The organism is Aeromonas sp. R6-2, assembly GCF_040908155.1.
GTDB classification, from domain to species: Bacteria; Pseudomonadota; Gammaproteobacteria; order Enterobacterales; family Aeromonadaceae; genus Aeromonas; species Aeromonas schubertii.
Genome location: NZ_JBFODE010000027.1, coordinates 1 through 26,207, shown reverse-complemented (window position 1 = coordinate 26,207; position 26,207 = coordinate 1). Strand labels below are relative to the sequence as shown.

The following is a 26,207-nucleotide window of genomic DNA, read 5'->3' as shown; positions in this document are numbered from 1 at the left end:
TCAGCCCCCCGTAACCGGCGGGAAGAAGGCCACCTCGTCCCCCCCCTTGATGGGGGTATCGAGGGGCACCAGGGTCTGGTTGACCGCCACCAGCAGCTTGCCGGGCTCGAGCGCCAGGGCCCACTTGTCGCCGCGCAGGGCAAGCGCCGCACGCAGCGCCTCGGCGGTGGCGAACTCGTCGTTCATGGCCAGGGCATCGCAGCCGACCAGCTCGCGCACCTGGGCAAAAAACAGCACCTGGATCATGGCTGCTCTCCTTCAATGGGTTGATCGTTCTTCATATCGGCCTGGAAATGGCCCGACTTGCCGCCGCGCTTCTCGAGAAGGCGCACCGGGCCGATGACCATGTCCTTTTGCACCGCCTTGCACATGTCGTAGATGGTGAGGGCGGCTACCGAGGCGGCGGTGAGCGCCTCCATCTCCACCCCGGTCTTGCCCGAGAGCTTGCACACCGTCTCGATACGCACCCGATGTTGCGCCGTCTCGGGGGTGATCTCCACCTCGACCCGAGTCAGGGCCAGCGGGTGGCACAGGGGGATGAGATCGGCGGTCTTCTTGGCCGCCATGATGCCGGCGATGCGGGCGGTGGCAAACACGTCCCCCTTGTGGTGAGCACCGGAGAGGATGAGGCCCAGGGTCTCGGGGGCCATGGAGACAAAAGCCTCGGCACGCGCCTCGCGTTCGGTGACGGCCTTGGTGGTCACATCCACCATATGGGCCTCGCCCCGGCCATTGAGATGGGTCAGTTCAACGCTCATCGGGACTCCTCGCCAAGATGGCTGACAAAGTTACAGGGTCGGGTGGTCGCGTCGAGCTGGGGGGCGATCAGTTGCTCCCAGCCGAGGCGGCAGGCACCGGTTGAACCGGGCAGACAGAAGATGGCGGTGCGGTTGGCAAGACCGGCCAGGGCGCGGCTCTGCAGGCTGGCCGCGCCGAGCTCGGCAAACGAGAGTTGGCGAAACAGCTCGCCAAACCCCTCGATGGGACGATCGAACAGGACCGACAGCGCCTCGGGGGTGCAGTTGTGCGCGTAGAAGCCGGTGCCGCCGTTGACCAGCACCACCTCGATGGCGGGATCGGCGATCCAGGCCGAGACCTGGGCCCGCAGCCGGTAGCGATCGTTGGGCAACAGGGCCCGCTCGGCGAGGCGATGACCCGTCTTGATCAATGCATCCGCCAGATAACTCCCCGAGCTGTCCTCATCGAGGGTGCGCGAGTCGGTCACCGTCAGCAGCGCGATGGCGAGGGGACGAAAAGGGGCAACACACTTGGCCATGGCAGTTCCTCACAGAAGGCGACATCAGGCAAAACCGGCCGTCATCCCCGATGAGGGGGCGGCCAAAGCAGGGGGCTATTCTACCAGAGAGAGAACATAACTGCTTGTTCTGACTGGGTGCGGCAGGGCGATGAACGCTCGCCCAAAAAGAAGGCCGGCTTGCGCCGGCCTGACTTGTCAGAAGCCCGGAACTCCGGACATCTCGGGGAGCTGGTGCGCTATCCCCTTGTGGCAATCGATACAGGTGTTCTCGCCGCTGGCCAGGTTGGTGGAGTGCATCTTGGATGCACGCTGACCTTGCAAGGAGAAGTCCATGTACTCGAAGTTGTGACAGTTACGGCACTCGCGCGAGTCGTTGTCCTTCATCCGTTTCCACTCCCGCTCGGCCATCTCGCGGCGGTGTGACTCGAACTTCTCTCGGGTATCGACCTTGCCGGTCATCTTGCCCCACAGCTCCTTGGAGGCCTGTACCTTACGAATGATCTTGTAGGTCCACTCGTGGGGAACATGGCAATCCGGGCAGCTGGCGCGCACGCCGGAGCGGTTGGCGTAGTGGATGGTGTCGCGATACTCCTGGAACACGTTGTCACGCATCTCGTGGCAGCTGGTACAGAAGGCCTCGGTGTTGGAGGCCTCCATGGCGGTGTTGAAGCCACCCCAGAAGATGACGCCACCGAAGAAGCCGAGCATCAGGATCACCCAGAGCGCCGCCTTGGAAGGGGACTTGAAGGTGACCCAGAGTCGCTGGATAAAACCGGGTAATTTCATCGTCTCGCTCCTTACTCCAGGGACTCAACCGGCTTGAAGGTGTTCTCCACCAGCGGTTTGGCATCGGCCTGGGGCACGTGGCACTGCAGACAGAAGTAACGACGCGGGGAGACTTCGCCAAGGGTCATGCCGTCGCGGGTCTCGAAGTGGGTCGGGCTTATCTTGGGTGCCTTCATCTTGCTCGCATTCTTGAAGCTGTGGCAAGAGAGGCACTTGTTGACCTTGGTATCCACCTCATAGTTGCGGACATCGTGCGGGATCAGGGGCGGTTGGTGCATGTACTGACGATCGTACGGCTCCCCATCCTTGCGATAATTCTTGAAGGGCGCCGGGGTCGCCTCGCTCCCCAGATCCGTGGTCCCGCGCTCGGAACGGACACCACCGGTGTCCGTGTTGAACTCGGGGGTTTCGGCGGCCATCAGACCACCCGCCAGCAGGCAGGCCAGCATTGCTCCAATCAGCTTTTTCATTGTTGTTTCTCCGACATGTTGTCTGCCTTCACGGCAAATCCTACCGAAATGGTAAACACCTGTTCCGCGCACACATCGATGCAGCGGCCACAGTTAAGGCACTCCTGTGCCGAGATGAGCGGCCCGTGTCCACGCCTTGCCCCGTGCACCGGTCCCTTGAGGATCGGCCGTTCGGGGCAGACGGCATAACAGTCCATACAGTTGCTGCAACGATCGCGACCACTGGCAGAAATCTTGATAAACCCGATCCGGTTTACCAGCGCCCAGAAGGCCCCGACCGGACAGAGATGACCACACCAGCCTCGCTCCACCACAAACAGATCAAACAGGAAGAGTGCCAGCAAGAGACTCCAACCGGCTCCCATACCAAACAGCAGACCCCGCAGGGCCAACGGCACCGGATTGACCCACTCCCACACCAGCACGCCCGTCGCCACCGGCAGCACCAGAACCATGGCAAGCAGCCAGTAACGGGCCGAGCGAGAGAGGGAGCTGCCGGCGCGAAGACCAAGGCGCATCCTAAGCCAGGCCGCCGCATCGGTGATGAGGTTGACCGGGCAGACCCAGGAGCAGAACACCCTTCCTCCGACCAGCCAGTAACCCGCCAGCACGATGGCACTGCCCACCCAGAGAGTGGTCAGCGGCCAGTGGCCGGCAGCCAGGCTCTGCAGCAACACCAGGGGATCGGAGAGCGGCACCAGATCGAGCAGCAATGAGCTCGAGAGGTTCCCCTTCATCACCCACAAGCCCGCCAATGGGCCAAGCAGAAACAGGGCCACCACCGACAGCTGGGTCAGGCGACGCAGCAGCAGGAAGCGGTGGGTATGCCACCACCCCAGCTTCTCGCGCGCCTCGTGCCCGGGGATACGCACCTTGCTCATAGCCCCTCCGGTTTGCGTACAGGAAGGGTCAGCTTGTCTCCGATGAGAGACTTGCCGGCCTTCTCCTTCTCTTCCCAACCGAGCCGGTAGTGATGTCCCAACTCCCCCTTGGCAAGCTGGCGCGGCAGCACCTTGATCGCCGCCTCTTCCAGCACGCAGGCATGCTCGCACTTGCCGCAGCCGGTGCAGATATCGCTGTGCACCGTAGGCAGAAAGATGGCGTGCTTGCCGGTACGGGCGTTGTGCTGCAGATCCAGGGTGATCGCCTTGTCGATCAGCGGACAGACCCGATAGCAGACGTCGCAGCGCAGCCCGAGGGCATTGAGGCAGGTCTCGTGATCGATGAGCACGGCCACCCCCATGCGGGCGTCGTCGATCTCCGTCAGGGCCGGATCCAGCGCCCCGGTCGGACAGGCGACCACACAGGGAATGTCATCACACATCTCGCACGGCACCTGACGCGCCGAGAACCAGGGGGTTCCCGTGGTCACCGGCTCGAACCAGCGAGCCAGCTTCAGGGTGTCGTACGGACATGCCTCGACACAGAGCCCGCAGCGCACGCAGGCGCCGAGGAACTCCCCCTCCACCAGGGCACCGGGCGGACGCAGGGCCTGGGCCGGCAACCCGTCGGCCTGCTGGCGTGCCAGGGCCCCGAGGCCGAGGCCAAGCAGCCCCACCCCGCAGGCCCCTTTGGCCATCTCACCGATAAACTGTCGCCGGGTCACCGCTCTGCTCATGGCTTAGGCCTTCATCACCTTGACGGCGCACTTCTTGAAATCCGTCTCTTTCGAGAGGGGATCGGTGGCATCCAGGGTCAGCTTGTTGACCAGTTGGCTGGCATCGAAGAAGGGCATGAAGACCAGTCCCTTGGGCGGCTTGTTACGGCCCCGGGTCTCGATACGGGTCTGCACCTCACCGCGGCGAGAGACTACCTTCACCTCGTCACCCCGGCGCAGATTACGCGCCTTGGCGTCGTCCGGGTGCATGAAGAGCACCGCATCGGGGAAGGCGCGATAGAGCTCGGGCACGCGACGGGTCATGGTGCCGGTGTGCCAGTGCTCGAGCACGCGACCGGTAGAGAGCCACAGGTCGTACTCGGCATCGGGCACTTCCGCAGCCGGCTCGAAGGGCAGCGCGAAGATCACCGCCTTGCCGTCGGGCTTACCGTAGAAACGCACCCCCTCCCCGGCCTTGACGTAGGGGTCGAACCCTTCGCGATAGCGCCACAGGGTCTCTTTGCCATCCACCACGGGCCAGCGCAGACCGCGGGCTTCATGATAGGTGTCGAAGGGGGCCAGATCGTGACCATGGCCGCGACCGAAGCTGGCATACTCTTCAAACAGCCCCTTCTGGACGTAGAAACCGAAGTGCTCGGCTTCATCGTTGAGGGGGCCCTTGCACTCCTCTTTCTTGAACTTGTTGATGGCACCGTTGGCATAGAGCACATCGAACAGGGTCTTGCCCTTGAGCTCGGGCATCTTGGCGATGAGATCGGCGGGCCACACCTCTTCCACGGTGAAACGCTTGGAAAACTCCATCAACTGCCACAGGTCAGACTTGGCTCCTTCCGGAGATTTCACCTGCTGATGCCAGAACTGGGTGCGGCGCTCGGCGTTACCATAGGCCCCCTCTTTCTCGACCCACATGGCGGTGGGCAGGATGAGGTCGGCCGCCTGGGCGGTCACGGTCGGATAGGGGTCGGAGACCACCACGAAGTTGCGCGGATCCCGGTAGCCAGGCAGACGCTCCTCGTTGATGTTGGGGCCGGCCTGCATGTTGTTGTTGCACATCACCCAGTAGGCGTTGAGCTTGCCATCCTTGAGCATGCGATCTTGCAGCACGGCGTGGAAACCGGGCTTCTCGGGGATGGTGCCGTCGGGGATCTGCCAGATCTTCTCGGTCACGGCGCGGTGCTTGGGATCGGTCACCACCATGTCCGCCGGCAGGCGGTGGGCGAAGGTACCCACTTCACGGGCGGTGCCGCACGCAGAGGGCTGGCCGGTCAGGGAGAAGGGACCGTTGCCCGGCTCGGAGATCTTGCCGGTCAGCAGATGGATGTTATAGCAGAGGTTGTTGGCCCAGACGCCACGGGTGTGCTGGTTAAAGCCCATGGTCCAGTAGGAGACCACCTTCTTGGTGGGGTCGGCGTAGATCTGGGCCAGCTTCTCGAGCTTGTCCACCGGTACACCGGACATCTTGGAGACCTTCTCCACGTCGTAATCGGCCACGAACTTGGCGAACTCGTCGAAGCTCATGGGAGTGGCGTCGCCCGCGTCGGGGTTCTTGGCCTTCTGCTGCAACGGGTGAGTCGGACGCAGGCCATAGCCGATGTCGGTGACCCCCTTCTTGAACACAGTGTGCTTGCTGACGAACTCCTTGTTCACCTTGTCGTTCTGGATGATGTAGTTGGCGATGTAGTTGAGGATCGCCAGATCAGCCTGCGGGGTGAAGATCATCGGGTTGTCGGCCAGCTCGAAGCTGCGGTGCTCGAAGGTCGAGAGCACATGAACCTGCACATCCGGCTTGGAGAGACGGCGATCCGAGATACGCGACCAGAGGATGGGGTGCATCTCGGCCATGTTGGAGCCCCACAGTACGAAGGCGTCGGCCTGCTCGATGTCGTCGTAGCAGCCCATGGGCTCGTCCATGCCGAAGGTGCGCATGAAGCCGACGACCGCAGAGGCCATGCAGTGACGGGCGTTGGGATCGATATTATTGGAGCGGAAACCGGCCTTGAACAACTTGGCGGCGGCATAACCTTCCCAGACGGTCCACTGGCCGGAGCCAAACATGCCGACGGCGGTGGGCCCCTTCTCTTTCAGGGTCGCCTTGAACTTCTCGGCCATGATGTCGAAGGCCTGATCCCAGCTGATGGGAGCAAACTCGCCCTCTTTGTCGAATTGGCCATTTTTCATCCGCAGCAGCGGCTGGGTCAGGCGGTCTTCCCCGTACATGATCTTGGAGAGGAAGTAGCCTTTGATACAGTTGAGGCCACGGTTGACCGGCGCATCCGGATCCCCCTGGGTCGCGACCACACGGCCTTCCTGGGTTCCCACCAGCACAGAGCAACCGGTACCGCAGAAGCGGCAGGGGGCCTTGTCCCAGTGAATGGCGGTCTTCTCCGTACTGGTGATCAGATTGGCCGCCAGGGAGGGGGCACTGATCCCGGCCGCTGCAGCGGCTGCCGCCACCGCATTGGCCTTCATAAAGTCACGTCGACTCAGCTTCATGACAGGTCCTCACATTGTTTTTGTTCGTCGAATTGATGGTAGATCAGCGCCGCCGAGATGACGGCCGGTATGGCATTGATCCGGTCAATGGCTTCAATGATCTGGCGCTGGCGACTCCCCTCCAGGGTCACCACCAGCTTGCCCTCGTCGCTGACGGCATGGACCTCGGCCCCCTCGATCAGGGCCACCGCCTCCGCCACCTCGTGGCGTCTGACGGGCTGGGTCAATACCAGCAGACTGGAGACATGGTACTCCCCACTCTTCTCATGCTTCATGGGATGCGTCCTTACTATCGATTACCCTGATGGCCTGTGCCGGACAGGCGGCCACACAGGCGCCACAACCGGTACAATCGGCCACGGTCAGAGTGGGAACGGGAATGCCGCGCGGGGCGGGGCTAAAACGGATGGCGCGTGGCTCGCAAGAGTCCTGGCAGGATTGGCAGAAGACCTGACCGAAGGCCAGACACCCCTCACCGATGCGGGCGACCAGTTGCCATGGAGTCTGTTCACGGGGAAGAAACAGGGGTTCATTGCAGGCATCGACGCAGGCACCACAGAAGGTGCATTCGCCATGCTGAAAATTGAGGGTGGGGAAACCGCCGTCCCCCTGAACGATGATCCCTTCGGGGCAGGCAGCGAGGCAATCACCGCAACGGCTGCAGCCGGCGACGAAGTCGCTCCATGGTATTGCCCATGGCAGGGGTAGTGCTTTGGCCGGGCTCCGCAATCGACCGCGCAGCAGTGCGCGACGAGTCGGATCGACTCCCTGTGACATGCGTGTTCCTCTCTCGCCCCAGAAGGCCACCCTAAGGATGGCTAAATGTGCTTTAAGATGCACATATTGTTGTTATGGCTATAGTGCAGGGGAGAGAAAAGGGGGCATATACCACCAGGGGGATAAATCGCTGGGGTTATTGCGTTAGATCAAAAAGTTAACTGAGTCACCCAGAGCCAGGTGACTATTTCAATACCGATTAATGACTATTTGGCGCGGCCGGCGCCCTCATCCCCCCAGAGAGGCGAGATGGGGCGTGGTACCACTATTGCCCTCATGAAGACGATGGGCCGCCAGTTTGTGGCCAAGTGCTTGCTGCACCCGAGCCATCAACGCCTCCTGGTGATCGTCATCGCCCAGCAGGTCCCGCAGCATCACCCCATCGTCACCAAACAGGCAGAGATGAAGCTTGCCGAGTGAGGAGACCCGCAGCCGGTTGCACCCGGCACAGAAGTCCTTGCTGTAGGGCATGATGAGGCCGACCCCTCCCCGGTAGTCGGGGTGACAGAAGACCTGGGCTGGGCCCGCATCCTGGGCTCGCAGCTGTTGCACCCAGCCGGCATCGAGCAGCTGCGCCTTGATCGCCTCACCACTGGCATGGTGGCGGGCAAACAGGGAGTCCATCTCGCCGGTTTGCATCAGCTCGATGAAGCGCAGCTCAATGGGTTGATCCTTGATCCAGGCGAGGAAGGTGGCGAGATCACGGTCGTTGAGTCCCTTGAGCAGCACCGCATTGACCTTGACCCGCTCAAAACCGGCGGCGAGGGCGGCGTCGATGCCAGCCATCACCTCGGCAAGCTTGTCCTCTCCGGTGATGCGATGGAACTGACGGGCATCGAGACTGTCCACACTCACGTTGAGGCTGGTGAGCCCGGCCTCACGCCACTCGGCGACACGCTCCTTGAGACGATAGCCGTTGGTGGTCATGGCCACCTGGGAGATCCCCGGGGTCTGTGCCACGGCCCGAATGATGTCGGTAAAGTCACGACGCAAGGAGGGCTCGCCCCCGGTCAGACGCACCTTGCGAGTCCCCATGGCCGCAAAGGCATGGGTCACCCGGCGGATCTCGTCGAGAGTCAGGAAGTGGTTGCGCCCCTGGGGCTGATAACCGTCCGGCAGGCAGTAGGTGCAACGAAAGTTGCACACCTCGGTAACCGACAGGCGCAAATAGTGAAAACGACGGGCATGACCGTCCACAAGCAGCGACATAAACACCTTTCCAAATACGGGAGGCCAGGGCATTTCTTTCCTGACCCTTAACACGCCGGCAACCCGGGTGTTCGGCCGGCCTCCCCTATCCAGACAAGGACTTAGGCAAGACGGCTCGGAGTTCAATAGTGTGCCGATGCTAGCACAAGATGAGTTACTATGCCCACGTTACCAAAGGGGTATTTCTTGAATGTGGTTGCAATTTCCGATGAAAAAGTGGTTTGAGGTGCGCTCGGTGAGCAGTGCCATCGGCCGATCCATGTTGCTGATCCTCTTTATGGCGAGCCTCATCGCCCTGGTCGCCATGGTGACGCTCTTCTATTCGGTGCCTGACGCCAAGGCCATCAACCTCTCCGGCTCCCTGCGCATGCAGGCCTACCGAATGGCCTATGAGATCTCCCGGGAGCAACCGGTCTACTCGAGACTCAACCAGTTCGAACAGACGCTCCATGCCGCCGAGCTGCAGGAGACCCAACGCTGGATCACTCCGGCTTCCCTGCGCCGCACCTATAGCCGGGTGCTGAGCGAATGGGCCGTGATGCGCCAGCACATCGAAAACGACACCCCCGAACGCTACTCGGCCAACACAGAGCAGTTTGTCTCGGCCATCGACGAGTTCGTCAACGAGATGCAGTATCACGTGGAGTTCAAGGTGCGGATGCTGGCGCTGGCCGAGGGGTTGGGTTTGCTCGCCATCATCGTCATCGCCTGGTTCACGGTGCGTTTCACCCGCCGCCAGGTGGTGGCCCCCCTCAATCAGCTGGTGGCCTGCGCCCGACAGATTGAGCAGCGCAACTTCCATCTCTACCTTCCCCCCCGCTGGCCCAATGAGCTGGGTGAACTCTCGGGGGCATTTGCGACCATGGCCAGCGAACTCGACAAGCTCTATCGGGATCTCGAAGGCAAAGTAGAAGAGAAGACCGCCAAGCTGCAGCAGGCCAACGATACCCTCTCATTTCTCTACAGCACGGCCCAGAAGCTGCACGAGGCCCCCCTCAGTAGCCGCACCCTGGCCAAGTTGCTCGACAGAGCCGCCGCCCACCAGCGCATCGCCCATATTCGTCTCACCCGTTTCGAGCGTAACGCCATGCCGGTCTATATCACGGGGCGAACCGGCTGGCCGGGGGATCTCGAGGGTGTTGAGCACTTTTATCTGCAGATGGACGAGCAGGAGTATGGCCGCCTCGATCTCATCAGCGACTTCCCCATCGATCAGCGCCTGATGAAGAACTTCGCCATGCTGCTGGCCCAGGTGCTGCACAAGGATCAATCCCTGCTGCAACACCAGCGGCTGCTGCTGATGGAGGAGCGTGCCGTCATCGCCCGTGAACTGCACGACTCCCTGGCCCAGGCCCTCTCCTACCTGAAGATCCAGGCGACCCTGCTCAAACGCTCCTTTGCCAAGGGGCAGAGCGAGAAGGCCGAGCAGGCCATGCAACAGATCGATGAGGGGCTCGGTAATGCCTATACCCAGTTGCGGGAGCTGCTGGGCACCTTCCGCCTCACCATAGGGGATGCGGATCTTGGGGAAGCGATTGCGGTGATGCTTGATCAGCTCAAGCCCCAAACCCAGGCCGATATCGAGCTCGACTACCGCCTGTCGAGCAGCGATCTCGAGGCAGGACAACACATTCACATACTGCAACTCATCCGTGAGGCAGTTCTCAATGCGATTAAACATGCCAACGCCCGGGTGATTGATGTTAGGTGCGAAACCCTCTCCGATGGTACTATCCGGGTTCAAGTGACCGATGATGGTGTGGGCATAGGCTCATCCAAATCCGCAGTCAATCACTATGGTCTGAGCATCATGAACGAGCGGGCGAGCAAGCTGCGTGGACAGTTAAGCATCAGCGATCGCACTCCCCAGGGAACCTGTGTGGACCTTATTTTTCCCGTTATTCAGACAAGAGAAACCTGATGGACGACTTCAAATATTCCATTCTGGTCGTAGATGACCATCCCCTGATGCGCAAAGGGATTGTGCAACTGCTCTCACTGGAAGAGAACGTCGAGGTGACCGGCGAGGCCGCCAACGGCGCCGATGCCATCGCCATGGCCCGCGAATCCGAGCCCGACCTCATCCTGCTCGATCTCAACATGAAGGGCCTCTCCGGTCTCGATACCCTGCGAGCCCTGCGCGCCGAGGAGATCACCTCCCGGGTGGTGATCCTCACCGTCTCCGACTCACGCCAGGATGTGGTCGCCCTGCTCAAGGCGGGTGCCGACGGCTATCTGCTCAAGGACACCGAACCCGAGCTGCTGCTGGCGCAACTGGAAGAGGTGATGAGTGGCAAGCAGATCCTGAGCGAACCCCTGCGCCCCTACTTGGAGAACCTCTACGAGACCGACCATCTGCAAGAGAAGCTGGAAAGCCTGACGCGTCGCGAAATGCAAATCCTTCGCGAAATTGCAAAGGGTCTCTCCAACAAGCAGGTTGCCTCCGTCCTCCATATTTCAGAAGGCACGGTCAAGGTTCACGTCAAGAGCCTGCTCAAGAAACTCGAGGCCCAGAGCCGTGTCGAGGCGGCGGTAATGTATCTCGAGCAGCGCCAATAAGCGCACGATAAGTGAGCTGAAAACGGGCCTCGTGCCCGTTTTTTTATTATTGGCATGCCAACTGCAAAGTCCTGTTTGAGACAGCTTCAGACAGGGAGACCGTATCATGGCACAACAATCAATCGCCCTATTCCCCCTGCCCTCGCACATATTGCCGGGGGGAAAACTGCCGCTGCGGCTGTTCGAACCCAATCATATTGAGATGCTCAAGGAGTCACTGATAGGCGACTGCGGCTTTGGCATCGTGATGGAAGAGAACACCGCCACCGGCCTCTGTGGCCGTATTCTTCCGGTGGGGACCCGGGTGAAGGTCATCGACTTCTACACCCTCAATGACGGGCTGCTGGGTGTCACCGTCCTCGGCATGGAGCGCTTCTATATTCATGAGCTACACACCGATGAGCACGGCATCAAGCGTGCCCGGGTCGAGTCGCTGCCCAACTGGCCCAGACTCAGTTCAGACAACAGCGATGAAGTACTGGTCACCCGGCTGCAGGATATCTTCGCCCAGTACCCGGAACTCGATGAGCTCTATCCGGAGAAGCGCTATGAGGATGCCGCCTGGATCTGCCAACGTTGGCTCGAGCTGTTACCCATGCCGGTACAGGAGAAACAGGGGCTCATCGCCAAACAAAACAGTGACGCCGCCAGACAGTTTTTGCACAAGTTGATTACCCCGTGAGGGGATGCAAAATGCAATTATCGCATTTTGCATAAGGACAAATTCGCAATATGCAAAGAATCGCTCACAATAACGACAAAACAACGGGAAAAAACAAACGAAAAAGTTGGCACGACTTTTTCATATAGTAGGAACAACCCGATTTATCCCGTGCTCTCTTCAGTTATGCTGAAGAATTGGTCAACCTGATCCAGGTTGACCTTTTTTTTATCCACCGAGGCCTGGAAAGAAGGTATCGATGCAACCCCTGAGTTGGGAGAGACTGATCGGCTTGGCCAGGAAGTGATCCATCCCGGCAGCCAGGCAAGCATCCCTGTCATCGGACATGGCATTGGCCGTCAAGGCGACGATAACGCCATCATAACCCAGACGACGCAACCGACGGGTTGCCTCAAGGCCATCCATCTGCGGCATCCGCATGTCCATGAAGATAAGGTCGGGGCGCGTCAATACAACCTGCTCTATCGCCTCTACACCGCTGTCACACACGCGCACCCCGCTGACCAGCTTCTGCAGCATCAGGGAGACCACCAACTGATTGACACGGTTATCTTCAACCACCAGGACATCGAGCGGACGCACCGGCCCCTCAGGGCTGGGCTCGCTGGCGTGCTGCTCGCAGGAGAGCGACAAACCGGGTAGCTCGAACCAGAAGCGGCTTCCCCGCCCAGGCTGGCTCTGTACACCTATCTCCCCCCCCATCTGGTGCACCAGCCGCTTGCAGATAGCCAGACCCAGTCCAGCTCCCTCATAGCTGCGTGACGAGGAGTTGTCCCCCTGAACAAAGGGCTCAAACAGGCGCTCGACCTGCGCCTCGTCAATGCCGATCCCGCTGTCGTCCACCGTCACATAGAGACGCTCCTGGTGCCACTCCAGCGTGATGGAGACGTGGCCCTGCTCGGTAAACTTCAAGGCGTTGCCAACCAGGTTGCCGATAATTTGTGAGAGCCTGACCGGATCACCGAAGAGACGCTCGGGTACATGGGGAGCAACCGTGAGGGCAATGTCGACCCCCTTCTCCCGCCCCTGCTGGTAGAGCGACGCCAGGTTGAGTTGGCACAAGGCCCGGATATCCATCTCCTCACAGTGGATCTGCAAGGTCCCCGACTCAATCTTGGAGAGATCGAGCACATCGTCGATGATGGTCTGCAGCAGCCTGGCCGAGTGAGTTGCATGGCCAAGCAGGGCTCGTTGCTCCTCGGCGAGGGGGGCACTGTGCAGCAGATCCAGCATGCCGAGCACGGCGTTCATGGGGGAGCGGATCTCGTGGGTCATCATGGCCAGGAAACGGGACTTGGCCAGGCTCGCCGCCTGGGCCGAGTCACGGGCCGCCGAGAGCTCCTGCTCACGGCGGATCTGGGGGCTGATATCCCTGGCTGTGCCGCGGTAGCCGACAAAGCGGCCACCCTCGTCAAAACCGGGCTGCGCATTGAGCTCGAGCCAAACCAGCCCTTCCCTGCGCCGCATGGCAGCCCGCAAACCGCGCACCGGCTCGAGACGAACCAATTGCTGCTGATAGTCCTGCTCCCCTTCATGGAGGATCAGGGGCAGCTCCAGCAGGCTCATTCCCATCAGGTTCTGGCTCAGGGCCGGCTCTTTTTGATCGGGCGTCGAGATATAGCGCAGCCTGTGCTCGGCATCGCACTCCCAAAACCAGTCCGATGCCATGCCGGCAAAATTGCGGAAACGGGCCTTGCTGGCCTGCAGCGCCTGGGTCTTGAGACGCACCTGCTCTTGCAGGCGGCTGCGATAGGCGATGTTGACCAGCGCCTGGGAAATCAAGGGACGGCAGCGCTGCAGCGCGGCCTTGCTCTTGAGGTCGAGCGCTCCGGGCCGGCTGTGGCGACAGAGCAGCAGCCCCTCGAAACCGGGGACCGAGAGACCGGTCACCAGTACGCTGCGCCATCTGGGGTCCTCTGCAACAGGCAGAAAATCAGGCAGCAGCGCCGGCTCGTAGAGCACCAGGGTCTCGCCCCCCAGCGCCCGCTCGAAGGCCCGTCCCAGCGGCCAGTACGCGGGAGAGTGCTCACCATCGGAGCCGAAGATGGGGGTGCAAACGCTCGGCCCGACAGTCAGTACGATTGCCGCCTCAAAACCGATAAAGGGTTGCAACACCCCGATAAGACCGGCCAATACCGCATCCTGATCCTGCGCATCGGCCAGGGCGGCGATCCCCCTGAGCAGGGTCTCAGACTCGCTTCGATAATGGGACTCTCTATCCTGAGTCCGCGCCAACTCTGCCAAGGTTGCCTGTAACCGCTCCCCCAGCATTTCTTGTGAATCGTGATGGGTCATCCGCTCCTCGGCGTTACGCTCCGCGGCAAAATATCACGCTCGAGATCATCAGATTCCCGTGCACCAACTCCCCTTGTGGCATCCGGCCCTGTTCGCCGAAGGTAAAGGGAATGAGATAAGGCACCCCCCCGAGGCGCTCATTATAGTGACCGATGATCTCGTCCACCCGACCGGCCAGGGCATAACGATAGCCGGCACAGAAGATAATGAGCGCACCGATGGGGTGCAGTTTCTCGGGCATACCATACGCCGGCTCGATGCGCGCGGCCAGCAAACTGCGCTCGAGCACCCCGGTTTCACTTCCCTGCATCAATACGAGCCGCTCCCCTTCATGGATATCGGTAAAGAGACGAACGCCATGACGCGCCGTCACCGACTCGGGATGGGAGAGCTTGAAACAGGGCATGCCATACATCTCTCCGGCGTGCCGGGCCAGAGGGAAGAAGGTAGTCTCGTGCAACACGGGGCCTTCGGGCCAGACCTGGCCAACCCACTCTCCATAGACCTCGGCGGCGGGTCGCTCGTCGAGGTTTATCACCTCACGCCCCTCGGCCCGGGTGACGATGGCGGAGTGCCCGGTGGGGCGATAGCCCGCATGAAACTGGAAAACCAGCTCACAATCGGGGTAAAACACCGCCAGCACGCTACCCTCGGTCAGGGTCTGCTGCTGCCAGCAGAGCCGCCACTGGCCGCTCAGCGTATCATCCCCCGCCGAGCCGCCGATGACAGGAACGGCGCCACCCAACTCCTCGTCGAGTTCGGCGAGCAGTGCCTCCTCCCCCCCCGGGGTGGTATGCAGCAGCACCATCTGGGGCAGCTCACCGGGTCGCCCGCAGGCCGCCATCGCCTGACGCAGCCATCGCCTCACATCCCCTTCACCGCTACTGCCACCGGCGACCCCGTAGGCCCCTTGCGGATCATAGATGGCCGCCAACGCAACCGGCACCTCGCCGGGCAAGGCGGTACGCACCGCCTGACAGGAGCTGCAACCGACCAGCGGTGTATCGGGAAAAGCCTGGCGCAAGGCTCGGCGCAGCAAGTCTGCCTCATAACGCTCGGAAAAATAGAGCATCAACAGGGTCGGCGCCGCCGCGCTATGGGCCAAGAGTTGCTCGATGAGGTGCCGGGCAGCGGCCGTTGAGCTGTCCAGATTTGATTGCGCGGTAAAATAATCCACAATAGACCCCTCAAGCATAAACGCCGGACCAAGCAATTATTATTCCCTTTTTCCCTATCATTGCACTCATATCCCTGAGCAGAGAGAAGTCCGATGTCAATCGAAGCGCTAACTCAGTTTAAAAAGGTGGTCGCCCTGGGGGGCGGTCATGGCATGGGCCGCGTACTCTCGGCCCTCTCCTTCCTTGGGCCACGCCTCACCGGTATCGTCACCACCACGGATAACGGTGGCTCGACCGGGCGGCTTCGCAAGAGCCAATCCTGCATCGCCTGGGGCGATCTGCGTAACTGTCTCAATCAGCTGGTCACCACCCCCGGCACGGGCAGTCTGCTGTTCGAATACCGCTTCACCGGTAACGGTGAGCTCGCCGGACACAACCTGGGCAACCTGATGCTACTGGCCCTCGATAACCTCTGCGTGCGACCTCTCGACGCTATCGAGCTTATCAGCGACATGCTGCACATCGAGCCCAGACTGCTCCCCATGTCGGAGCACCCCACGGATCTCTGTGCCCGCACCCCGTGTGGCAGCCACATCATCGGCGAGGTGTCGGTAGACCAACTCGAGACCCCACCCCACTCCCTGTTTCTGCACCCTCCGGTGCCCGCCATCCGTGAGGCCCTCGATGCCGTCGAGCAAGCGGATCTTATCCTGCTCGGCCCCGGGAGTTTTTTCACCTCCATCATGCCGCCACTGCTGATGCCTGAACTGGCCCGAGCCATCGAGCAGAGCCGGGCTCCGCTCGTCTTCATCACCAACCTGGTCAATGAGGCGGGGCCTGCGGGCCACTTGAGTCTTGAGGCTCAGTGTCACTGGCTCGAATCGTTGCTGGGGCGCGGACGTCTCGACGCCGTGCTGGCGCCACCGGGTAGCCGTCGCGGCGACTGGCCCGGCACCGTTATCGAGACCGAGCTGGGAGAGGCCGGCCTCCCCCATCGTCACGATCGGGAGAAGCTCAGAGACGCCCTCGAGCAGTGGCTACAGATACCCCCATCAGGCCACCAGCTCTGAGAGCTGACTCAACACTTCCGCCAGTGAGCGCTCGAGGGCATCCACCTCGCTTTCGAGGGCTGCCACGGATTCGCCGCTCCGGCAGCGCTGCTCTATCTGGGCGGCCTGCTGTTGACTCAGCTCGGCGCCATAGCTGCCACAGGATGATTTGATGCTGTGAGCGAGGCGGCCCAATGCCACCACCTCCCCTGCCGCCAGCAGCGCCCCCAGTTGTGAGCGCTGCTGACCGACCTCCTCGAGAAAAACCCGGATCACCACAGGCAGCATATCGCTGCCAATGTCTCTTTCCAGCTGTTGCAACGTCCCGCGATTAAGCAATTCCATTCACTCTCCCCCAGCCTCGAGTGTGAGCCCGCTCAAACTCCAGACACTTGCCGGACAAAACAAATCGACACCCGTATACACAAAAGAAACAAACCATTAACATCAAGCCTATCAACTGATGTAATCCCTTTGCCTCTATGGCTGCTGCGAAGAACCAGGACAGGCTTTCTGTCCTGGTCTTTTTTTATACCGGATTGTCGATGTCAACAAAGATAACATCGAGTCCGTGAGCCTGCTTGAGCCACTCTCCCAATGCCTGCACCCCATAACGCTCGGTGGCGTGATGGCCAGCGGCAAAGAAGTGCATGCCCATCTCACGGGCGGTATGCACCGTCTGCTCCGAGGCCTCTCCCGTTATAAAGGCATCGATCCCCTGCTCTGCGGCCTGAGCAATATAGCTCTGCCCACCTCCGCTACAGAGGGCGATGGAGCGAATAAGCTCGGGGCCACTCTCGCCCACATGGAGCACGGCACGCCCTAGGGTGGCCTCGACACGGCGGGCGAATGCCTCACCCGTGACCGGCTCATCGAGTTTGCCTACCATGGCAACACTTTTGCTGTTCCAGGGCTCCAGGCCGCGGCGCAGGGTGATCCCGAGCCGCTCGGCCAACTGGGCGTTGTTACCGAGCTCGGGATGAATGTCGAGGGGAAGATGATAGGCGTAGAGGTTGATATCGTGGGCAAGCAGGGTCTTGATCCGCCGCTGCTTCATGCCCTTGAGCACCGCCGGCTCACCGCTCCAGAAATAACCGTGGTGCACCAGGATGGCATCGGCCTCGAGCTCAACGGCGCGGTCGATAAGGGCCTGGCAGGCGGTAACACCGGTGACGACGCGGCGGATCCGCGCACGTCCCTCAACCTGCAGACCATTGGGGCAGTAGTCCTTGACGGCATGAGCCTCAAGTAACTGATTAAGAAGATTTTCGAGTTTGTTGTTGCTGATCATCATGGCTCCCTCGGGCCCGGGCGACACCGGACACCTTGCTTGAGAGAGCCATGATAAAACAGGGTGACAAGAGGAGCTAGGCCGGCAGCTCTATCCCCGCATCACGCATCTTGGCCAACTTGTAGCGCAGGGTTCGGGGGCTTATCCCCAGCTTCTCGGCCACCGCCTTGCGACTCCCCTGACACTGGTTGAGGGTATCGAGGATGATCTGATGCTCCTGTTGCTTCAGCTCGTTGCCGAGCCTCTCGAGACCCGGCTGCCGCTCCCGCAGCAGGGATGTCTCACCTCCCATCTCCTCCTCCTCGAGGATCAAATCCCCCTCGCGAACCCACTCCCCATCACAGAGGATCAGGGCGCGCTGCATCACGTTCGCCAGCTCTCGCACATTGCCGGGCCAACCGTATTCGAGCAGCAGGTCGGCGGCGGCCGGCTCAATGGTCGGCAGGGGGAGTCCCTGCTCGGCGGCATAGAGGGCGAGCAGATGCTCGGCCAGGGGCACAATATCGCCGGGGCGCTCGCACAAGGCGCTCCAGCGCAAGGGGAAGACATTGAGGCGATAGTAGAGATCCTCGCGAAAGGTCCCCTCCTGCACCGCCCGTTTGAGATCACGGTTACTGGTGGCCAGTACACGCACATCCAAGGGGATCATCTTGCGACTGCCCAGCCGCTCGACCTCTTTCTCCTGCAAGACCCGCAGCAGCTTGGCCTGCAGACCCAGATCCATCTCGGTGATCTCGTCGAGCAGCAGGGTCCCCCCCTGGGCCTGTTCAAACTTGCCGGGGCACCCCTGAACCGCGCCGGTAAAGGCTCCCTTCTCATAACCAAAGAGGGTCGCCTCCAGCATGTTCTCCGGGATGGCGGCACAGTTGATGGCGATAAAGGGCTGCTCGGCACGACTCGATTGATCGTGGATGTAGCGTGCCAACACCTCTTTCCCCGCCCCGCTCGGCCCCGAGATCATCACGGTGGCATCGCTGCGCGCGACCCGGGCGGCCAGCGCAAAGAGCTCGATACTGCGTGCATCACCACACACGACGGTGCGTTTTTCGACCCGTTGGGCCGGCACATAACGGCTCACCTGATTGAGCAGCACCTCGGGTGAGAAGGGCTTGGCCAGATAGTCGATGGCGCCCTCCCGCATGGCCCGCACCGCTCCGTCGATGTTGGCATAGGCCGTCATCAGCAGCACGGGCGTCTGGGGATGCTGCTGACGTATGGTCTGCAGCAGGGTAAGGCCATCCATGCCCCCCATCTGGATATCGGAGATCACCATGTCGAAGGGTTGACGCGAGAGCATCAGCAGCGCCTGCTCACCACTGTCGGCCTCACGGCACTCATATCCCCCCAGGAGCAAGGTATCGACCAGCGCCTCGCGCAGACCGCCATCATCCTCCACCACCAAAATGCGTGCCTGGCTCATGCCACACCTCCAAGACGACCGACTGCACTCTCATGCAGTGGCAAAGACAGGGTAAAACAGCTCCCTTCGCCAGGGGCAGAGGCAAGGCTCACCTCCCCCTGATGAGAGCGCACGACAGACTGCACCACGGCAAGGCCAAGCCCGGTCCCCTGGCTTCGCGTGGTGAAAAAAGGCTCGAAGATGCGCGCCTGCTGATCGGCGGCAATGCCTCGACCGTTATCGATGATGCGCAGCTCCAGCCGGTTGGCGCGAGCCGTTGCCACCACCATGATGCGGGTGGCACCGGCCTGTTGGCCGTTGGCGATCAGATTGTTGATGGCACCGACCAGGGCATTGCCGTTGGCCATCAGCTGCAGCGGCATATCTGGCGCCTGGATCTCGAGTTCACAGCCGTGCTGCTGGCAATAGGCCTCTGCAGCCGAGGCAACCTGACTGAGCAGCTCATCGAGGGAGAGTGCGCACACCACCTGACTCTCCCCATTGCGGGCGAAGAGCAGGATGTCGTTGATCTGCTTTTCGAGATCTTGCAGCCTGTCCATCAGCTTTTGCTGAAACTGGCTGCGCGATTCGGGCTTGAGCGTGCGATTACCGAGGTTGGCGGCATAGAGCATGGCTGCCGAGAGTGGGGTTCTGATCTGGTGAGCCAGTGAGGCCGCCATATTACCGAGTGCCGAGAGGCGCTTCATATGGTTGAGCCTGTCTTGCAGGCGGCGGGTCTCGGTGAGGTCGTTGATAAAGATGAGCTGACCGGGTTGATCATGCAGGGGCTGGGTCGAGAGCTGGACCCTGCGCCCGTCGCGCAGGGAGATCTCATGACCGTCATCCTCTCTGGGCTCAAAGCAGCGCTGGATCACGGCGCGCCACAACTCCCCCTCCAGGGGCTCCCCCAGCAGCCCGACGGCGGCAGGATTGGCGCGGCGAATGACCCCGCCGTCATCGAGCACCAATACCCCAGTGGGCAAGGCAGCAAAGATGGCATCGAGCTGGCGATAGGCCGGGGTCATATCGGCGTGGATCTGCATGGTCATAAACCTGACTCAAGATTCAACATGAGTCAGGTTTATTCAATTACCATGCCAAGCTAAATTACAGTTAATAATCAAACAATTAGCTGCAACACGTCAAGAGTTTGACCCTAGCCTTCCTTCGTCATTCCGTACTTTTTCATCTTCTCGACCAGGGTGGTGCGACGCATGCCGAGCATATCGGCCGCCCGGGCAACGACCCCGTCCTGGGACTCCAGAGCCTGACGGATCAGCTCGATCTCCAGCTCGGCGAGCATCTCCTTGAGGTTGATCCCCTCCTGGGGTAACTGCATCGGATTGGGCGCCGCCGTCGGCTCGAGCAGCGGGGTATCCTGAAAGACAGAGGCCAGTGCCTCACGCTCTTCCCAGTCGCTGACATCCGGAGTCGTCCCCTCACAGGGAAGCAGACGGTAGCGGGAGGGAAGATCCGCCACATCGACGATGCGATTGGGATAGAGGATGAGCAAGCGCTCGATCAAGTTGGAGAGCTCCCGCACGTTACCCGGCCAATGGTATTGCATCAGCGATTCGGTCGCACGTTGGGTCAGGCGGATCCAGGCCTTGTGTTGCTCCGTGTGGCGAGCCAGCAACTCCTGCAGCAGCAAGGGGATGTCATCGACCCGATCGCGCAGGGGCGGGGTCTCGATGGGGAAGACGTTGAGACGGTAGTAGAGATCCTCACGAAAGCTCTGCTGGCGGATCATTGCCTCCAGATCCCTGTGGGTTGCAGCGATGACGCGCACATCGGCGTCGATCACCTTGCCGCCACCGACTCGCTCGTACTGACGCTCCTGCAGCACGCGCAGCAGCTTGACCTGCATCGGCAAGGGCATGTCACCGATCTCGTCCAGGAAGAGGGTGCCGCCCTGGGCCAGCTCGAAGCGGCCTCGGCGGGCGGCAATGGCGCCGGTGAAGGCCCCCTTCTCGTGGCCAAAGAGTTCGCTCTCGAGCAACTCGGCGGGAATAGCACCGCAGTTGATGGGTACGAAGGGCCCCTTGGCACGGGAGGAGAGCTCGTGGATGGCACGGGCCACCACCTCCTTGCCGGTTCCGGACTCACCGAGGATCAACACATTGGCTTCGGTCTCGGCCACCTGACCGATGAGGCGGCGCACCTCCTGTATCCCCTTCCCCTTGCCGACCAGCAGACGAAGGAGCGTCTGCCCCTTGTCGTGTTGCTGGCCTCTGGGGTGGAACGAGGCAAATGCCTGGAAGAAGTGAAGCGCCCGGGTGAGCGACTCATAGTCGAAAGGAGTCTCTAGCGTACCGATATAGTTGCGCTGCTCCCCCTGCCCCGGCAGAAGGGAGAGAAAAGGCAATCTTGGGTAACGCTCCAACAGGGCATCCAGGGTGTGGGACTTGAGCTCGCCAACGATGATCCCCTGCGCCGGTGCCGCCTCAATGGCGACCTCCAGATCCTCCTCATCGACTTGCTGCCAGGCAACCCCTATAAAAGTGAGCAGACCCGACAACTGGCGACAGCGCTCGGCGCTCTCGTCAACGATTAAAATAGAAAGATCCAGCATGATAAGTTCATCCTTCCGATGGGCGTTACGACAACTTCTGCCGGAAGTCTAATCCCTGAAGATCCGCTGAACAAGGGCAAAACGCCAAATTAATGACAGTGCCAGCAAAAAAGAAGCCCCTCGAAAGGGGCTTGTTAACTTATTGATGAGATTGAAAATCTGCGAGCAGTCGCTGCAACCTTTCCACCTCGGCACGCAGGGCTGCATTGTCGGCCTCCAACTCGGCAAGCCGATCACCGGAGGGCTCGCCCGCGACGCCAGCCTCGGGGGCACCGCTGAAGAGATGGGTATACCTGGACTCGCGCTTGCCGGCCTCACGCGGCAACTTGACCACATAGGGGCCACGCTCGGTGAGCGCCTGAAGCACAGCCTCAACCTGGCCCACGTCGTCAAACTCGCACAGGCGTGCCGTGCGAGAGCGCAGCTCACCCGGCGTCTGAGCCCCACGCAGCAGCAGTTCACAGACGACGCCCAACTCACGGGGGGAGAACTTCAGATCACCAAACTCGGTGTTGCAGAAGCGATGCTGATAACGGGCGACCCGGGCACTGAAATTGGCCACATTGCTCACCAGACGGCGAGCGATCAGCAGATCGAGGGCTGACTGTACTTCTCGCTCAGAGAGAGAGAGCACGGGTTCACGATTGCTCTTCTGATTACAGGCATTGACCAGCGCATTGAGGGAGAGAGGATAGTGATCGGGAGTCGAGATCTCCTTCTCGATAAGGCAACCGATGATGCGAGCCTCGAGGGGGCTGAGCAAGGATTCCATGCATTTTTTCCTTTTAAAAATCTGCCCTTATCCTAGTGCTACCGGGCTGGAGACACCAGCCCGGCCCCCCGATTTTGCGACTCCCCTCCCCCGACAGCGGCTTGATTGCCCAGCTTTTCATCACTGTGAGCAAACCACAAGGAGGAGGGCCCGGGATTAAGGATGAGACTCCACGCTCAGGCGCCTGGACAAGGCGCCCAGTTGGGGATCATCAGGATAGAGCAGGCGAGCCTGAGACAAGATCGCCCGCGCAGCGTCACCTTCACCCAAGGCCAGGGTTGCCTCAATCATACCGGCGTAAATATTGACCCTCGGAGTGTGGCGAACGAAGTCCCGTGCCCAGGCGATGTAGGCCTCAAGCTCCTGGCGGTTCTTCGTTTGCAGCCCAACGGCCAGTCGTACCCCATTGACGTCGAACTCCACCCGGGTCAACCAGGCCACCGGATTGACCACCTTGAGCAGCAGATCGGGCTCCTTGAAACCACCCCGCTCATACTTGGTGACGACCCAGGCAGTGTGCAGCGCCGTCGCCATGAAGGGGACAACCAGCAGAGGGATGGCCAGTGCCAAAAAGCGCAGCAGCAGGCGATGGGGATAGACCAGGGTGCGGATCCCGGGCCTTGTCATCTCCTCACACTCCTCATCGATAAACCAGATGAGGGTCAAAAAGAGAAACCAGTGAACGATGGAGTGATAGAAGGGGTACTCGGTCTGGGTGTGCAAGGCCATCGGCGTCACCAGCGCCAGCAACGCCAGGGCTCGGGGCCAGCGTTGGCCACGCAAACGCCAAAGCAACATACCGGCCATGGCGATCAGGAGCAATATAGGCAGGAGTCCTCCCTCAACACCCCAATAGAGAAGCTCGTTGTGGGGGTGATCGAGATTGTATTCGATCTGAACCATGGAGGGGTTGAGTGCCTTCTCGGCCATGTAGCTGTGAAGAAAAAGAGACTCAAAGCCGCCATAGCCCCAGCCCAACCACGGCTTTTGCAAGATAAGCTGCCAGGCATAGGGCCAATAGATGGAGCGCATGCCACCGGATTGGTAGATCTCCATCCCACGCCTTGCCCCTTCCACCAGATAGAGTGCAGCAAAACCGACCACTATTCCCAACGCAACCAAGAGCAGGGGCTGGCGCCATGCCCTGTTTTGCGAAAGCATGGGGAGCATCATCAAAACCACCGCCCCGCCCCCCAACTGACCGACTCGAGATTGCAACACCACTAAAAGAAGCGGGGTGCCAAAGAGCAGATAGGCTCGCAGCCAACTTGCACCGCGCGAAAAAGATGCGCTGGCTTCCTGCCACAAAGCCACGGCCAAGCCCGTTGCCATAAAGCTGGCCATCACATTGGGCTGCTGAAAGATGCCATAGGGTCGATTGACCGCGGTGTCATAACCAATCCAGTTACCCGGGGTGAGCAAGACAAACTGCACCAGCCCCAGGGTTAACTCGATGGCTACCGCCCCCAGCAGCAGGTTTAGTAACCAGTGCCGACCATCGTCACGGGTAAGAGACTGATAGAGCGAAAAGAGAAAGAGCACCCCTCCCATCAGGCCTAGCAACCTTGGTAAGGCATAGTCGCGCAAATTGGCATCTCCCCACAGCATGGGCAGCCAGAGCAGTGACGCCATGACACCCAGCCCGAGCCAAAGGCGAGAGAGGCGCACCACTCCTTTTTGGGTGCAAACCCAGAGCCCAAGCCCCATCAGCACGGAAGCGAATACCCAGCCAATGGCATTAAAGGGCAGATAGAGCCCCGCCCCACCCGGATTGTGCATAAAGAAATGCATTCCCAGCAAAAGCCAGAGGGCCCATAACCACTTCTCAAGTCTGAATGTCATCATCTATCGACCCCAGATACAAAAAAGAGAGGCAGCGCCTCTCTTTTCACCAAACGGATTACCTCTTGTATCACGCTTTCTCACCACGCCCAAAGGCGTGACGCACCAGCACAATACCGGCACCCAACATGGCACCGAGCAGAGTCGCCAGGACCACCACCAGGGGGCGCTTGGGCTTGTCACGACTAATCGGCTCCTCGGGGGAAGCCATCATCTGGAAGGAGGTGAACTCGATATCCTTCAGATCCAGCGCTTTAAGACTACCCAGTTGGAGACGGATCTTGGCGAGCTCGGGATTGATCACTTCAGGATTTTTTATCTCCTCCAGAATACGCAGCTTCTCGGCCAAGCCTTTGCTGCCCAACTGAATATTAAAGACATCTTGACTGTCCATATTTTCCAACGGACGTTCTGCCCCGGCGGCCTGGCTGATACGAAGGCTATATTGAGTGCGGCGGATGGCATCTTCACGCATTAAGAGGGTATCTTTGCGGGCACTATCATATTGCTGCTGCAGAGTTTGAATACGGTTGTTCCAGACCGACAGCAATTCATCGTTTTTCTTTTTCCGCTGTTTTTCCTGTACGAAATCGATGTACTTCTCAAGGCGAGACTTTGCAAGTTCGGCAGTGGATGCAGAGAAAGAGAGGGCCATGTCTTGGCCGGTTTTGTCGACAGGTTTGGCGGCAATGCCCTCCGATAAGGCCTTCAAAAGCGCTCTCTCTGCTCGGCTATCCGAGACATTCTTAAGCTTGGCTTCTTCTGCCAATATCCCTCCCTGAATCAAGAACGTCTGCTTCGTATTCATGGCATTGAAGTCGGAGATATAGCTCTGATAGAGCTGTTCTTGCCCAAATGCAGCCACATCAACCGAGCCAGAACTGTTCAACAATTGTTCAACTTTAAGACGAAGTCCCTTGGTTTGCTCAACAGATGCCATCGAGACCTCGGCAGTACTCGTCCAAACCTGGGGCGCAAGCAGGGCATAGGCAATACCTGCTATCGCAAAAGTGAGTGTAACAATCAGGACTAATAACTTCTGTCTCCAGAGGACCAATAGAAGCTCACGCAAATCGATCTCGTCTTGGGCGGTGGCCTGCCAGCCCTGCGGAACCGGCGTGGTAGATGGCTGTATTTTACTGTTCTCAGTCATGTTAGCTCTGCTTGTTCAAGGAGAAATCAAAGAAAGGAGCCTGGTTGTCTTTATCAGACAACAAAGGCGGTACATTTTCTACTAAAGGCCAGTCGATAGCCAGAGTCGGATCGGCCCAGTGAATGGCCCTGTCATACTCTGAACAATAGTAATCGGTACATTGATAAAAAAGGGTTGCAGATTCACTCGTCACATAGAAACCGTGTGCAAATCCGGGAGGGATCCAGAGCGATGAGGGTCGCGTTGCCGAGAGCCGTGTCCCCACCCAACGGCCGAATGATGCACTGTCAGGGCGAAGATCAACCACAACGTCAAAAACACAGCCTGCCAGTACATGAATAAGCTTACCAGGGCGAGATCGCGAACGCTTTTTGAGCGAACCATTGGGTTTGACCGCCGTCCCGGGCTGTGATCTTATGCTCTCTTTTCGGAGAGCCACTTCATGCCCATCGACGCCTTCTCTAAGCACTTTGCCGAGCTCCAAGACCCAAGGCAAACCGCCAAAGTGGCTTATCCCTTATTTGATGTGCTGTTTCTGACGCTCTGTGCTGTTATCGGTGGTGCTGAAGGATGGCAGGATATTGAGGACTTTGGTGACGCCCATCTAGACTGGTTCCAGAAGCGCCAGCTCTTCCTCAATGGCATGCCGGTTGATGACACGATTGCCCGCGTCATTTCCCGGCTCGACCCATTGCAGTTTCAGCATTGTTTTCTCAGCTGGATGACATCGGTAAGTCAGTGCAGTAACGGCGACGTTATCGCCTTGGATGGAAAGGTGTTGCGAGGCTCCTATCACCGTGATGACAGGGCTTCAGCCATCCATATGGTCAGTGCGTTTGCCTGTGCCAATGGTGTCGTGCTAGG

Annotated in this window: 27 protein-coding genes and 1 riboswitch; of the genes, 5 read left to right on the top strand and 22 right to left on the bottom strand. The window is 60.1% G+C overall.

Annotated elements, in window-relative coordinates; genetic code table 11:
• The 11 genes from moaD to moaA all read right to left on the bottom strand — a co-directional run bounded on the left by moaD (nucleotide 1) and on the right by moaA (nucleotide 8,611).
• A complete protein-coding gene (gene moaD / locus AB5Y48_RS03805) occupies nucleotides 1-246 on the bottom strand; it encodes a molybdopterin synthase sulfur carrier subunit (protein ID WP_050666252.1) in 246 nt (81 codons plus the stop codon).
• Nucleotides 243-758, bottom strand: a complete 516-nt coding sequence (gene moaC, locus AB5Y48_RS03800; RefSeq protein WP_050666253.1) for a cyclic pyranopterin monophosphate synthase MoaC — start codon at nucleotides 756-758, stop codon at nucleotides 243-245. The genes moaD and moaC overlap by 4 nt, the downstream gene beginning before the upstream one ends.
• Nucleotides 755-1,276 carry a molybdenum cofactor biosynthesis protein B gene (gene moaB / locus AB5Y48_RS03795; protein ID WP_368163779.1) on the bottom strand — a complete coding sequence of 174 codons (522 nt, stop codon included), beginning with the start codon at nucleotides 1,274-1,276 and terminating at the stop codon, nucleotides 755-757. The genes moaC and moaB overlap by 4 nt, the downstream gene beginning before the upstream one ends.
• 177 nt (nucleotides 1,277-1,453) lie before the next feature.
• Nucleotides 1,454-2,044, bottom strand: a complete 591-nt coding sequence (locus tag AB5Y48_RS03790) for a cytochrome c3 family protein (RefSeq protein ID WP_050666255.1) — start codon at nucleotides 2,042-2,044, stop codon at nucleotides 1,454-1,456.
• Nucleotides 2,045-2,055: 11 nt separating this feature from the next.
• Nucleotides 2,056-2,514 carry a nitrate reductase cytochrome c-type subunit gene (locus AB5Y48_RS03785; protein ID WP_050666256.1) on the bottom strand — a complete coding sequence of 153 codons (459 nt, stop codon included), beginning with the start codon at nucleotides 2,512-2,514 and terminating at the stop codon, nucleotides 2,056-2,058.
• On the bottom strand, nucleotides 2,511-3,395 hold the full coding sequence (gene napH / locus AB5Y48_RS03780; RefSeq protein WP_368163778.1) for a quinol dehydrogenase ferredoxin subunit NapH: 885 nt from the start codon (nucleotides 3,393-3,395) through the stop codon (nucleotides 2,511-2,513). Before napH ends, AB5Y48_RS03785 begins: the two co-directional genes overlap by 4 nt.
• A complete protein-coding gene (napG, locus tag AB5Y48_RS03775; RefSeq protein WP_050666258.1) occupies nucleotides 3,392-4,132 on the bottom strand; it encodes a ferredoxin-type protein NapG in 741 nt (246 codons plus the stop codon). The genes napH and napG overlap by 4 nt, the downstream gene beginning before the upstream one ends.
• A 3-nt stretch (nucleotides 4,133-4,135) precedes the next feature.
• Entirely contained in the window at nucleotides 4,136-6,625 is a 2,490-nt protein-coding gene (napA, locus tag AB5Y48_RS03770; RefSeq protein ID WP_368163777.1) for a nitrate reductase catalytic subunit NapA, read from the bottom strand.
• Nucleotides 6,622-6,900, bottom strand: coding sequence for a chaperone NapD (locus AB5Y48_RS03765; RefSeq protein ID WP_050666260.1), 279 nt, complete (start codon nucleotides 6,898-6,900; stop codon nucleotides 6,622-6,624). The genes napA and AB5Y48_RS03765 overlap by 4 nt, the downstream gene beginning before the upstream one ends.
• Nucleotides 6,890-7,402: a ferredoxin-type protein NapF gene (gene napF, locus AB5Y48_RS03760; RefSeq protein ID WP_082177973.1), complete on the bottom strand. Its 513-nt coding sequence runs from the start codon at nucleotides 7,400-7,402 to the stop codon at nucleotides 6,890-6,892. The genes AB5Y48_RS03765 and napF overlap by 11 nt, the downstream gene beginning before the upstream one ends.
• A 228-nt stretch (nucleotides 7,403-7,630) precedes the next feature.
• The gene (moaA, locus tag AB5Y48_RS03755) at nucleotides 7,631-8,611 is read right to left on the bottom strand and encodes a GTP 3',8-cyclase MoaA (protein ID WP_050666285.1); all 981 of its coding nucleotides are present in this window, start codon (nucleotides 8,609-8,611) and stop codon (nucleotides 7,631-7,633) included.
• Nucleotides 8,599-8,743: riboswitch (molybdenum cofactor riboswitch) on the bottom strand. (Overlaps the previous gene by 13 nt.)
• A 76-nt stretch (nucleotides 8,744-8,819) precedes the next feature.
• On the opposite strand from moaA, the gene narQ reads away from it, so the two are divergent.
• The 3 genes from narQ (at nucleotide 8,820) to AB5Y48_RS03740 (ending at nucleotide 11,852) form a co-directional block, all read left to right on the top strand.
• Entirely contained in the window at nucleotides 8,820-10,532 is a 1,713-nt protein-coding gene (gene narQ / locus AB5Y48_RS03750; RefSeq protein WP_224161162.1) for a nitrate/nitrite two-component system sensor histidine kinase NarQ, read from the top strand.
• A complete protein-coding gene (gene narL, locus AB5Y48_RS03745) occupies nucleotides 10,532-11,170 on the top strand; it encodes a two-component system response regulator NarL (protein WP_050666263.1) in 639 nt (212 codons plus the stop codon). Before narQ ends, narL begins: the two co-directional genes overlap by 1 nt.
• A gap of 106 nt (nucleotides 11,171-11,276) precedes the next feature.
• Complete coding sequence (locus tag AB5Y48_RS03740; RefSeq protein ID WP_050666264.1) at nucleotides 11,277-11,852, top strand: LON peptidase substrate-binding domain-containing protein; 576 nt, start codon at nucleotides 11,277-11,279, stop codon at nucleotides 11,850-11,852.
• A 207-nt stretch (nucleotides 11,853-12,059) separates the two neighbouring features.
• On the opposite strand, the gene AB5Y48_RS03735 is transcribed toward AB5Y48_RS03740, so the two are convergent.
• Together AB5Y48_RS03735 and AB5Y48_RS03730 are read right to left on the bottom strand one after the other, a co-directional pair.
• Nucleotides 12,060-14,147, bottom strand: a complete 2,088-nt coding sequence (locus AB5Y48_RS03735) for an ATP-binding protein (RefSeq protein WP_060585622.1) — start codon at nucleotides 14,145-14,147, stop codon at nucleotides 12,060-12,062.
• 13 nt (nucleotides 14,148-14,160) lie between these two features.
• Nucleotides 14,161-15,342, bottom strand: coding sequence for an FIST signal transduction protein (locus AB5Y48_RS03730; RefSeq protein WP_050666266.1), 1,182 nt, complete (start codon nucleotides 15,340-15,342; stop codon nucleotides 14,161-14,163).
• A 75-nt stretch (nucleotides 15,343-15,417) separates the two neighbouring features.
• Between AB5Y48_RS03730 and yvcK the strand changes: the two genes are divergently transcribed.
• Nucleotides 15,418-16,335 carry a uridine diphosphate-N-acetylglucosamine-binding protein YvcK gene (yvcK, locus tag AB5Y48_RS03725; RefSeq protein ID WP_050666267.1) on the top strand — a complete coding sequence of 306 codons (918 nt, stop codon included), beginning with the start codon at nucleotides 15,418-15,420 and terminating at the stop codon, nucleotides 16,333-16,335.
• Here the strand turns inward: yvcK and AB5Y48_RS03720 are convergent.
• The 9 genes from AB5Y48_RS03720 to AB5Y48_RS03680 form a co-directional block, all read right to left on the bottom strand.
• The gene (locus tag AB5Y48_RS03720; RefSeq protein ID WP_050666268.1) at nucleotides 16,318-16,659 is read right to left on the bottom strand and encodes an Hpt domain-containing protein; all 342 of its coding nucleotides are present in this window, start codon (nucleotides 16,657-16,659) and stop codon (nucleotides 16,318-16,320) included. The genes yvcK and AB5Y48_RS03720 overlap by 18 nt on opposite strands.
• 184 nt (nucleotides 16,660-16,843) lie before the next feature.
• Nucleotides 16,844-17,608 carry a Nif3-like dinuclear metal center hexameric protein gene (locus tag AB5Y48_RS03715; RefSeq protein ID WP_368163776.1) on the bottom strand — a complete coding sequence of 255 codons (765 nt, stop codon included), beginning with the start codon at nucleotides 17,606-17,608 and terminating at the stop codon, nucleotides 16,844-16,846.
• Nucleotides 17,609-17,681: 73 nt separating this feature from the next.
• Nucleotides 17,682-19,025 (bottom strand): sigma-54 dependent transcriptional regulator, encoded by a 1,344-nt coding sequence (locus AB5Y48_RS03710; RefSeq protein ID WP_050666270.1) that lies wholly within the window; start codon nucleotides 19,023-19,025, stop codon nucleotides 17,682-17,684.
• Nucleotides 19,022-20,053, bottom strand: coding sequence for a PAS domain-containing sensor histidine kinase (locus AB5Y48_RS03705; protein ID WP_050666271.1), 1,032 nt, complete (start codon nucleotides 20,051-20,053; stop codon nucleotides 19,022-19,024). The genes AB5Y48_RS03710 and AB5Y48_RS03705 overlap by 4 nt, the downstream gene beginning before the upstream one ends.
• Nucleotides 20,054-20,160: 107 nt before the next feature.
• Nucleotides 20,161-21,576 (bottom strand): sigma-54 dependent transcriptional regulator, encoded by a 1,416-nt coding sequence (locus AB5Y48_RS03700; RefSeq protein WP_168929879.1) that lies wholly within the window; start codon nucleotides 21,574-21,576, stop codon nucleotides 20,161-20,163.
• Between the two features lie 139 nt (nucleotides 21,577-21,715).
• Complete coding sequence (locus AB5Y48_RS03695; RefSeq protein WP_368163775.1) at nucleotides 21,716-22,348, bottom strand: YceH family protein; 633 nt, start codon at nucleotides 22,346-22,348, stop codon at nucleotides 21,716-21,718.
• Nucleotides 22,349-22,504: 156 nt separating this feature from the next.
• Nucleotides 22,505-24,127: a Wzy polymerase domain-containing protein gene (locus AB5Y48_RS03690; RefSeq protein ID WP_368163774.1), complete on the bottom strand. Its 1,623-nt coding sequence runs from the start codon at nucleotides 24,125-24,127 to the stop codon at nucleotides 22,505-22,507.
• A gap of 133 nt (nucleotides 24,128-24,260) precedes the next feature.
• Entirely contained in the window at nucleotides 24,261-25,343 is a 1,083-nt protein-coding gene (locus AB5Y48_RS03685; protein ID WP_368163773.1) for an LPS O-antigen chain length determinant protein WzzB, read from the bottom strand.
• Between the two features lies 1 nt (nucleotide 25,344).
• The gene (locus AB5Y48_RS03680) at nucleotides 25,345-25,782 is read right to left on the bottom strand and encodes a dTDP-4-dehydrorhamnose 3,5-epimerase family protein (protein ID WP_368163807.1); all 438 of its coding nucleotides are present in this window, start codon (nucleotides 25,780-25,782) and stop codon (nucleotides 25,345-25,347) included.
• 3 nt (nucleotides 25,783-25,785) lie between these two features.
• Here AB5Y48_RS03680 and AB5Y48_RS03675 point away from each other — a divergent pair.
• Nucleotides 25,786-26,207: ISAs1 family transposase (locus AB5Y48_RS03675; RefSeq protein ID WP_368163772.1), on the top strand; the 422-nt coding region annotated here is incomplete at its 3' end.

Excerpts from the sequence above, each read along its gene's own strand:
- narQ (WP_224161162.1), top strand. The coding sequence starts at position 8,820 with ATGAAAAAGTGGTTTGAGGTGCGCTCGGTGAGCAGTGCCATCGGCCGA.
- narL (WP_050666263.1), top strand. The coding sequence starts at position 10,532 with ATGGACGACTTCAAATATTCCATTCTGGTCGTAGATGACCATCCCCTG.
- AB5Y48_RS03740 (WP_050666264.1), top strand. The coding sequence starts at position 11,277 with ATGGCACAACAATCAATCGCCCTATTCCCCCTGCCCTCGCACATATTG.
- napA (WP_368163777.1), bottom strand. The coding sequence starts at position 6,625 with ATGAAGCTGAGTCGACGTGACTTTATGAAGGCCAATGCGGTGGCGGCA.
- AB5Y48_RS03715 (WP_368163776.1), bottom strand. The coding sequence starts at position 17,608 with ATGATGATCAGCAACAACAAACTCGAAAATCTTCTTAATCAGTTACTT.
- AB5Y48_RS03685 (WP_368163773.1), bottom strand. The coding sequence starts at position 25,343 with ATGACTGAGAACAGTAAAATACAGCCATCTACCACGCCGGTTCCGCAG.
- AB5Y48_RS03765 (WP_050666260.1), bottom strand. The coding sequence starts at position 6,900 with ATGAAGCATGAGAAGAGTGGGGAGTACCATGTCTCCAGTCTGCTGGTA.
- napG (WP_050666258.1), bottom strand. The coding sequence starts at position 4,132 with ATGAGCAGAGCGGTGACCCGGCGACAGTTTATCGGTGAGATGGCCAAA.
- napH (WP_368163778.1), bottom strand. The coding sequence starts at position 3,395 with ATGAGCAAGGTGCGTATCCCCGGGCACGAGGCGCGCGAGAAGCTGGGG.
- napF (WP_082177973.1), bottom strand. The coding sequence starts at position 7,402 with ATGTCACAGGGAGTCGATCCGACTCGTCGCGCACTGCTGCGCGGTCGA.
- AB5Y48_RS03710 (WP_050666270.1), bottom strand. The coding sequence starts at position 19,025 with ATGAGCCAGGCACGCATTTTGGTGGTGGAGGATGATGGCGGTCTGCGC.
- AB5Y48_RS03785 (WP_050666256.1), bottom strand. The coding sequence starts at position 2,514 with ATGAAAAAGCTGATTGGAGCAATGCTGGCCTGCCTGCTGGCGGGTGGT.
- moaA (WP_050666285.1), bottom strand. The coding sequence starts at position 8,611 with ATGTCGCTGCTTGTGGACGGTCATGCCCGTCGTTTTCACTATTTGCGC.
- AB5Y48_RS03690 (WP_368163774.1), bottom strand. The coding sequence starts at position 24,127 with ATGCACAATCCGGGTGGGGCGGGGCTCTATCTGCCCTTTAATGCCATT.
- AB5Y48_RS03700 (WP_168929879.1), bottom strand. The coding sequence starts at position 21,576 with ATGCTGGATCTTTCTATTTTAATCGTTGACGAGAGCGCCGAGCGCTGT.
- AB5Y48_RS03730 (WP_050666266.1), bottom strand. The coding sequence starts at position 15,342 with ATGCTTGAGGGGTCTATTGTGGATTATTTTACCGCGCAATCAAATCTG.
- AB5Y48_RS03695 (WP_368163775.1), bottom strand. The coding sequence starts at position 22,348 with ATGGAATCCTTGCTCAGCCCCCTCGAGGCTCGCATCATCGGTTGCCTT.
- AB5Y48_RS03720 (WP_050666268.1), bottom strand. The coding sequence starts at position 16,659 with ATGGAATTGCTTAATCGCGGGACGTTGCAACAGCTGGAAAGAGACATT.
- AB5Y48_RS03790 (WP_050666255.1), bottom strand. The coding sequence starts at position 2,044 with ATGAAATTACCCGGTTTTATCCAGCGACTCTGGGTCACCTTCAAGTCC.
- moaB (WP_368163779.1), bottom strand. The coding sequence starts at position 1,276 with ATGGCCAAGTGTGTTGCCCCTTTTCGTCCCCTCGCCATCGCGCTGCTG.
- moaD (WP_050666252.1), bottom strand. The coding sequence starts at position 246 with ATGATCCAGGTGCTGTTTTTTGCCCAGGTGCGCGAGCTGGTCGGCTGC.
- AB5Y48_RS03705 (WP_050666271.1), bottom strand. The coding sequence starts at position 20,053 with ATGACCATGCAGATCCACGCCGATATGACCCCGGCCTATCGCCAGCTC.
- moaC (WP_050666253.1), bottom strand. The coding sequence starts at position 758 with ATGAGCGTTGAACTGACCCATCTCAATGGCCGGGGCGAGGCCCATATG.
- yvcK (WP_050666267.1), top strand. The coding sequence starts at position 15,418 with ATGTCAATCGAAGCGCTAACTCAGTTTAAAAAGGTGGTCGCCCTGGGG.
- AB5Y48_RS03735 (WP_060585622.1), bottom strand. The coding sequence starts at position 14,147 with ATGACCCATCACGATTCACAAGAAATGCTGGGGGAGCGGTTACAGGCA.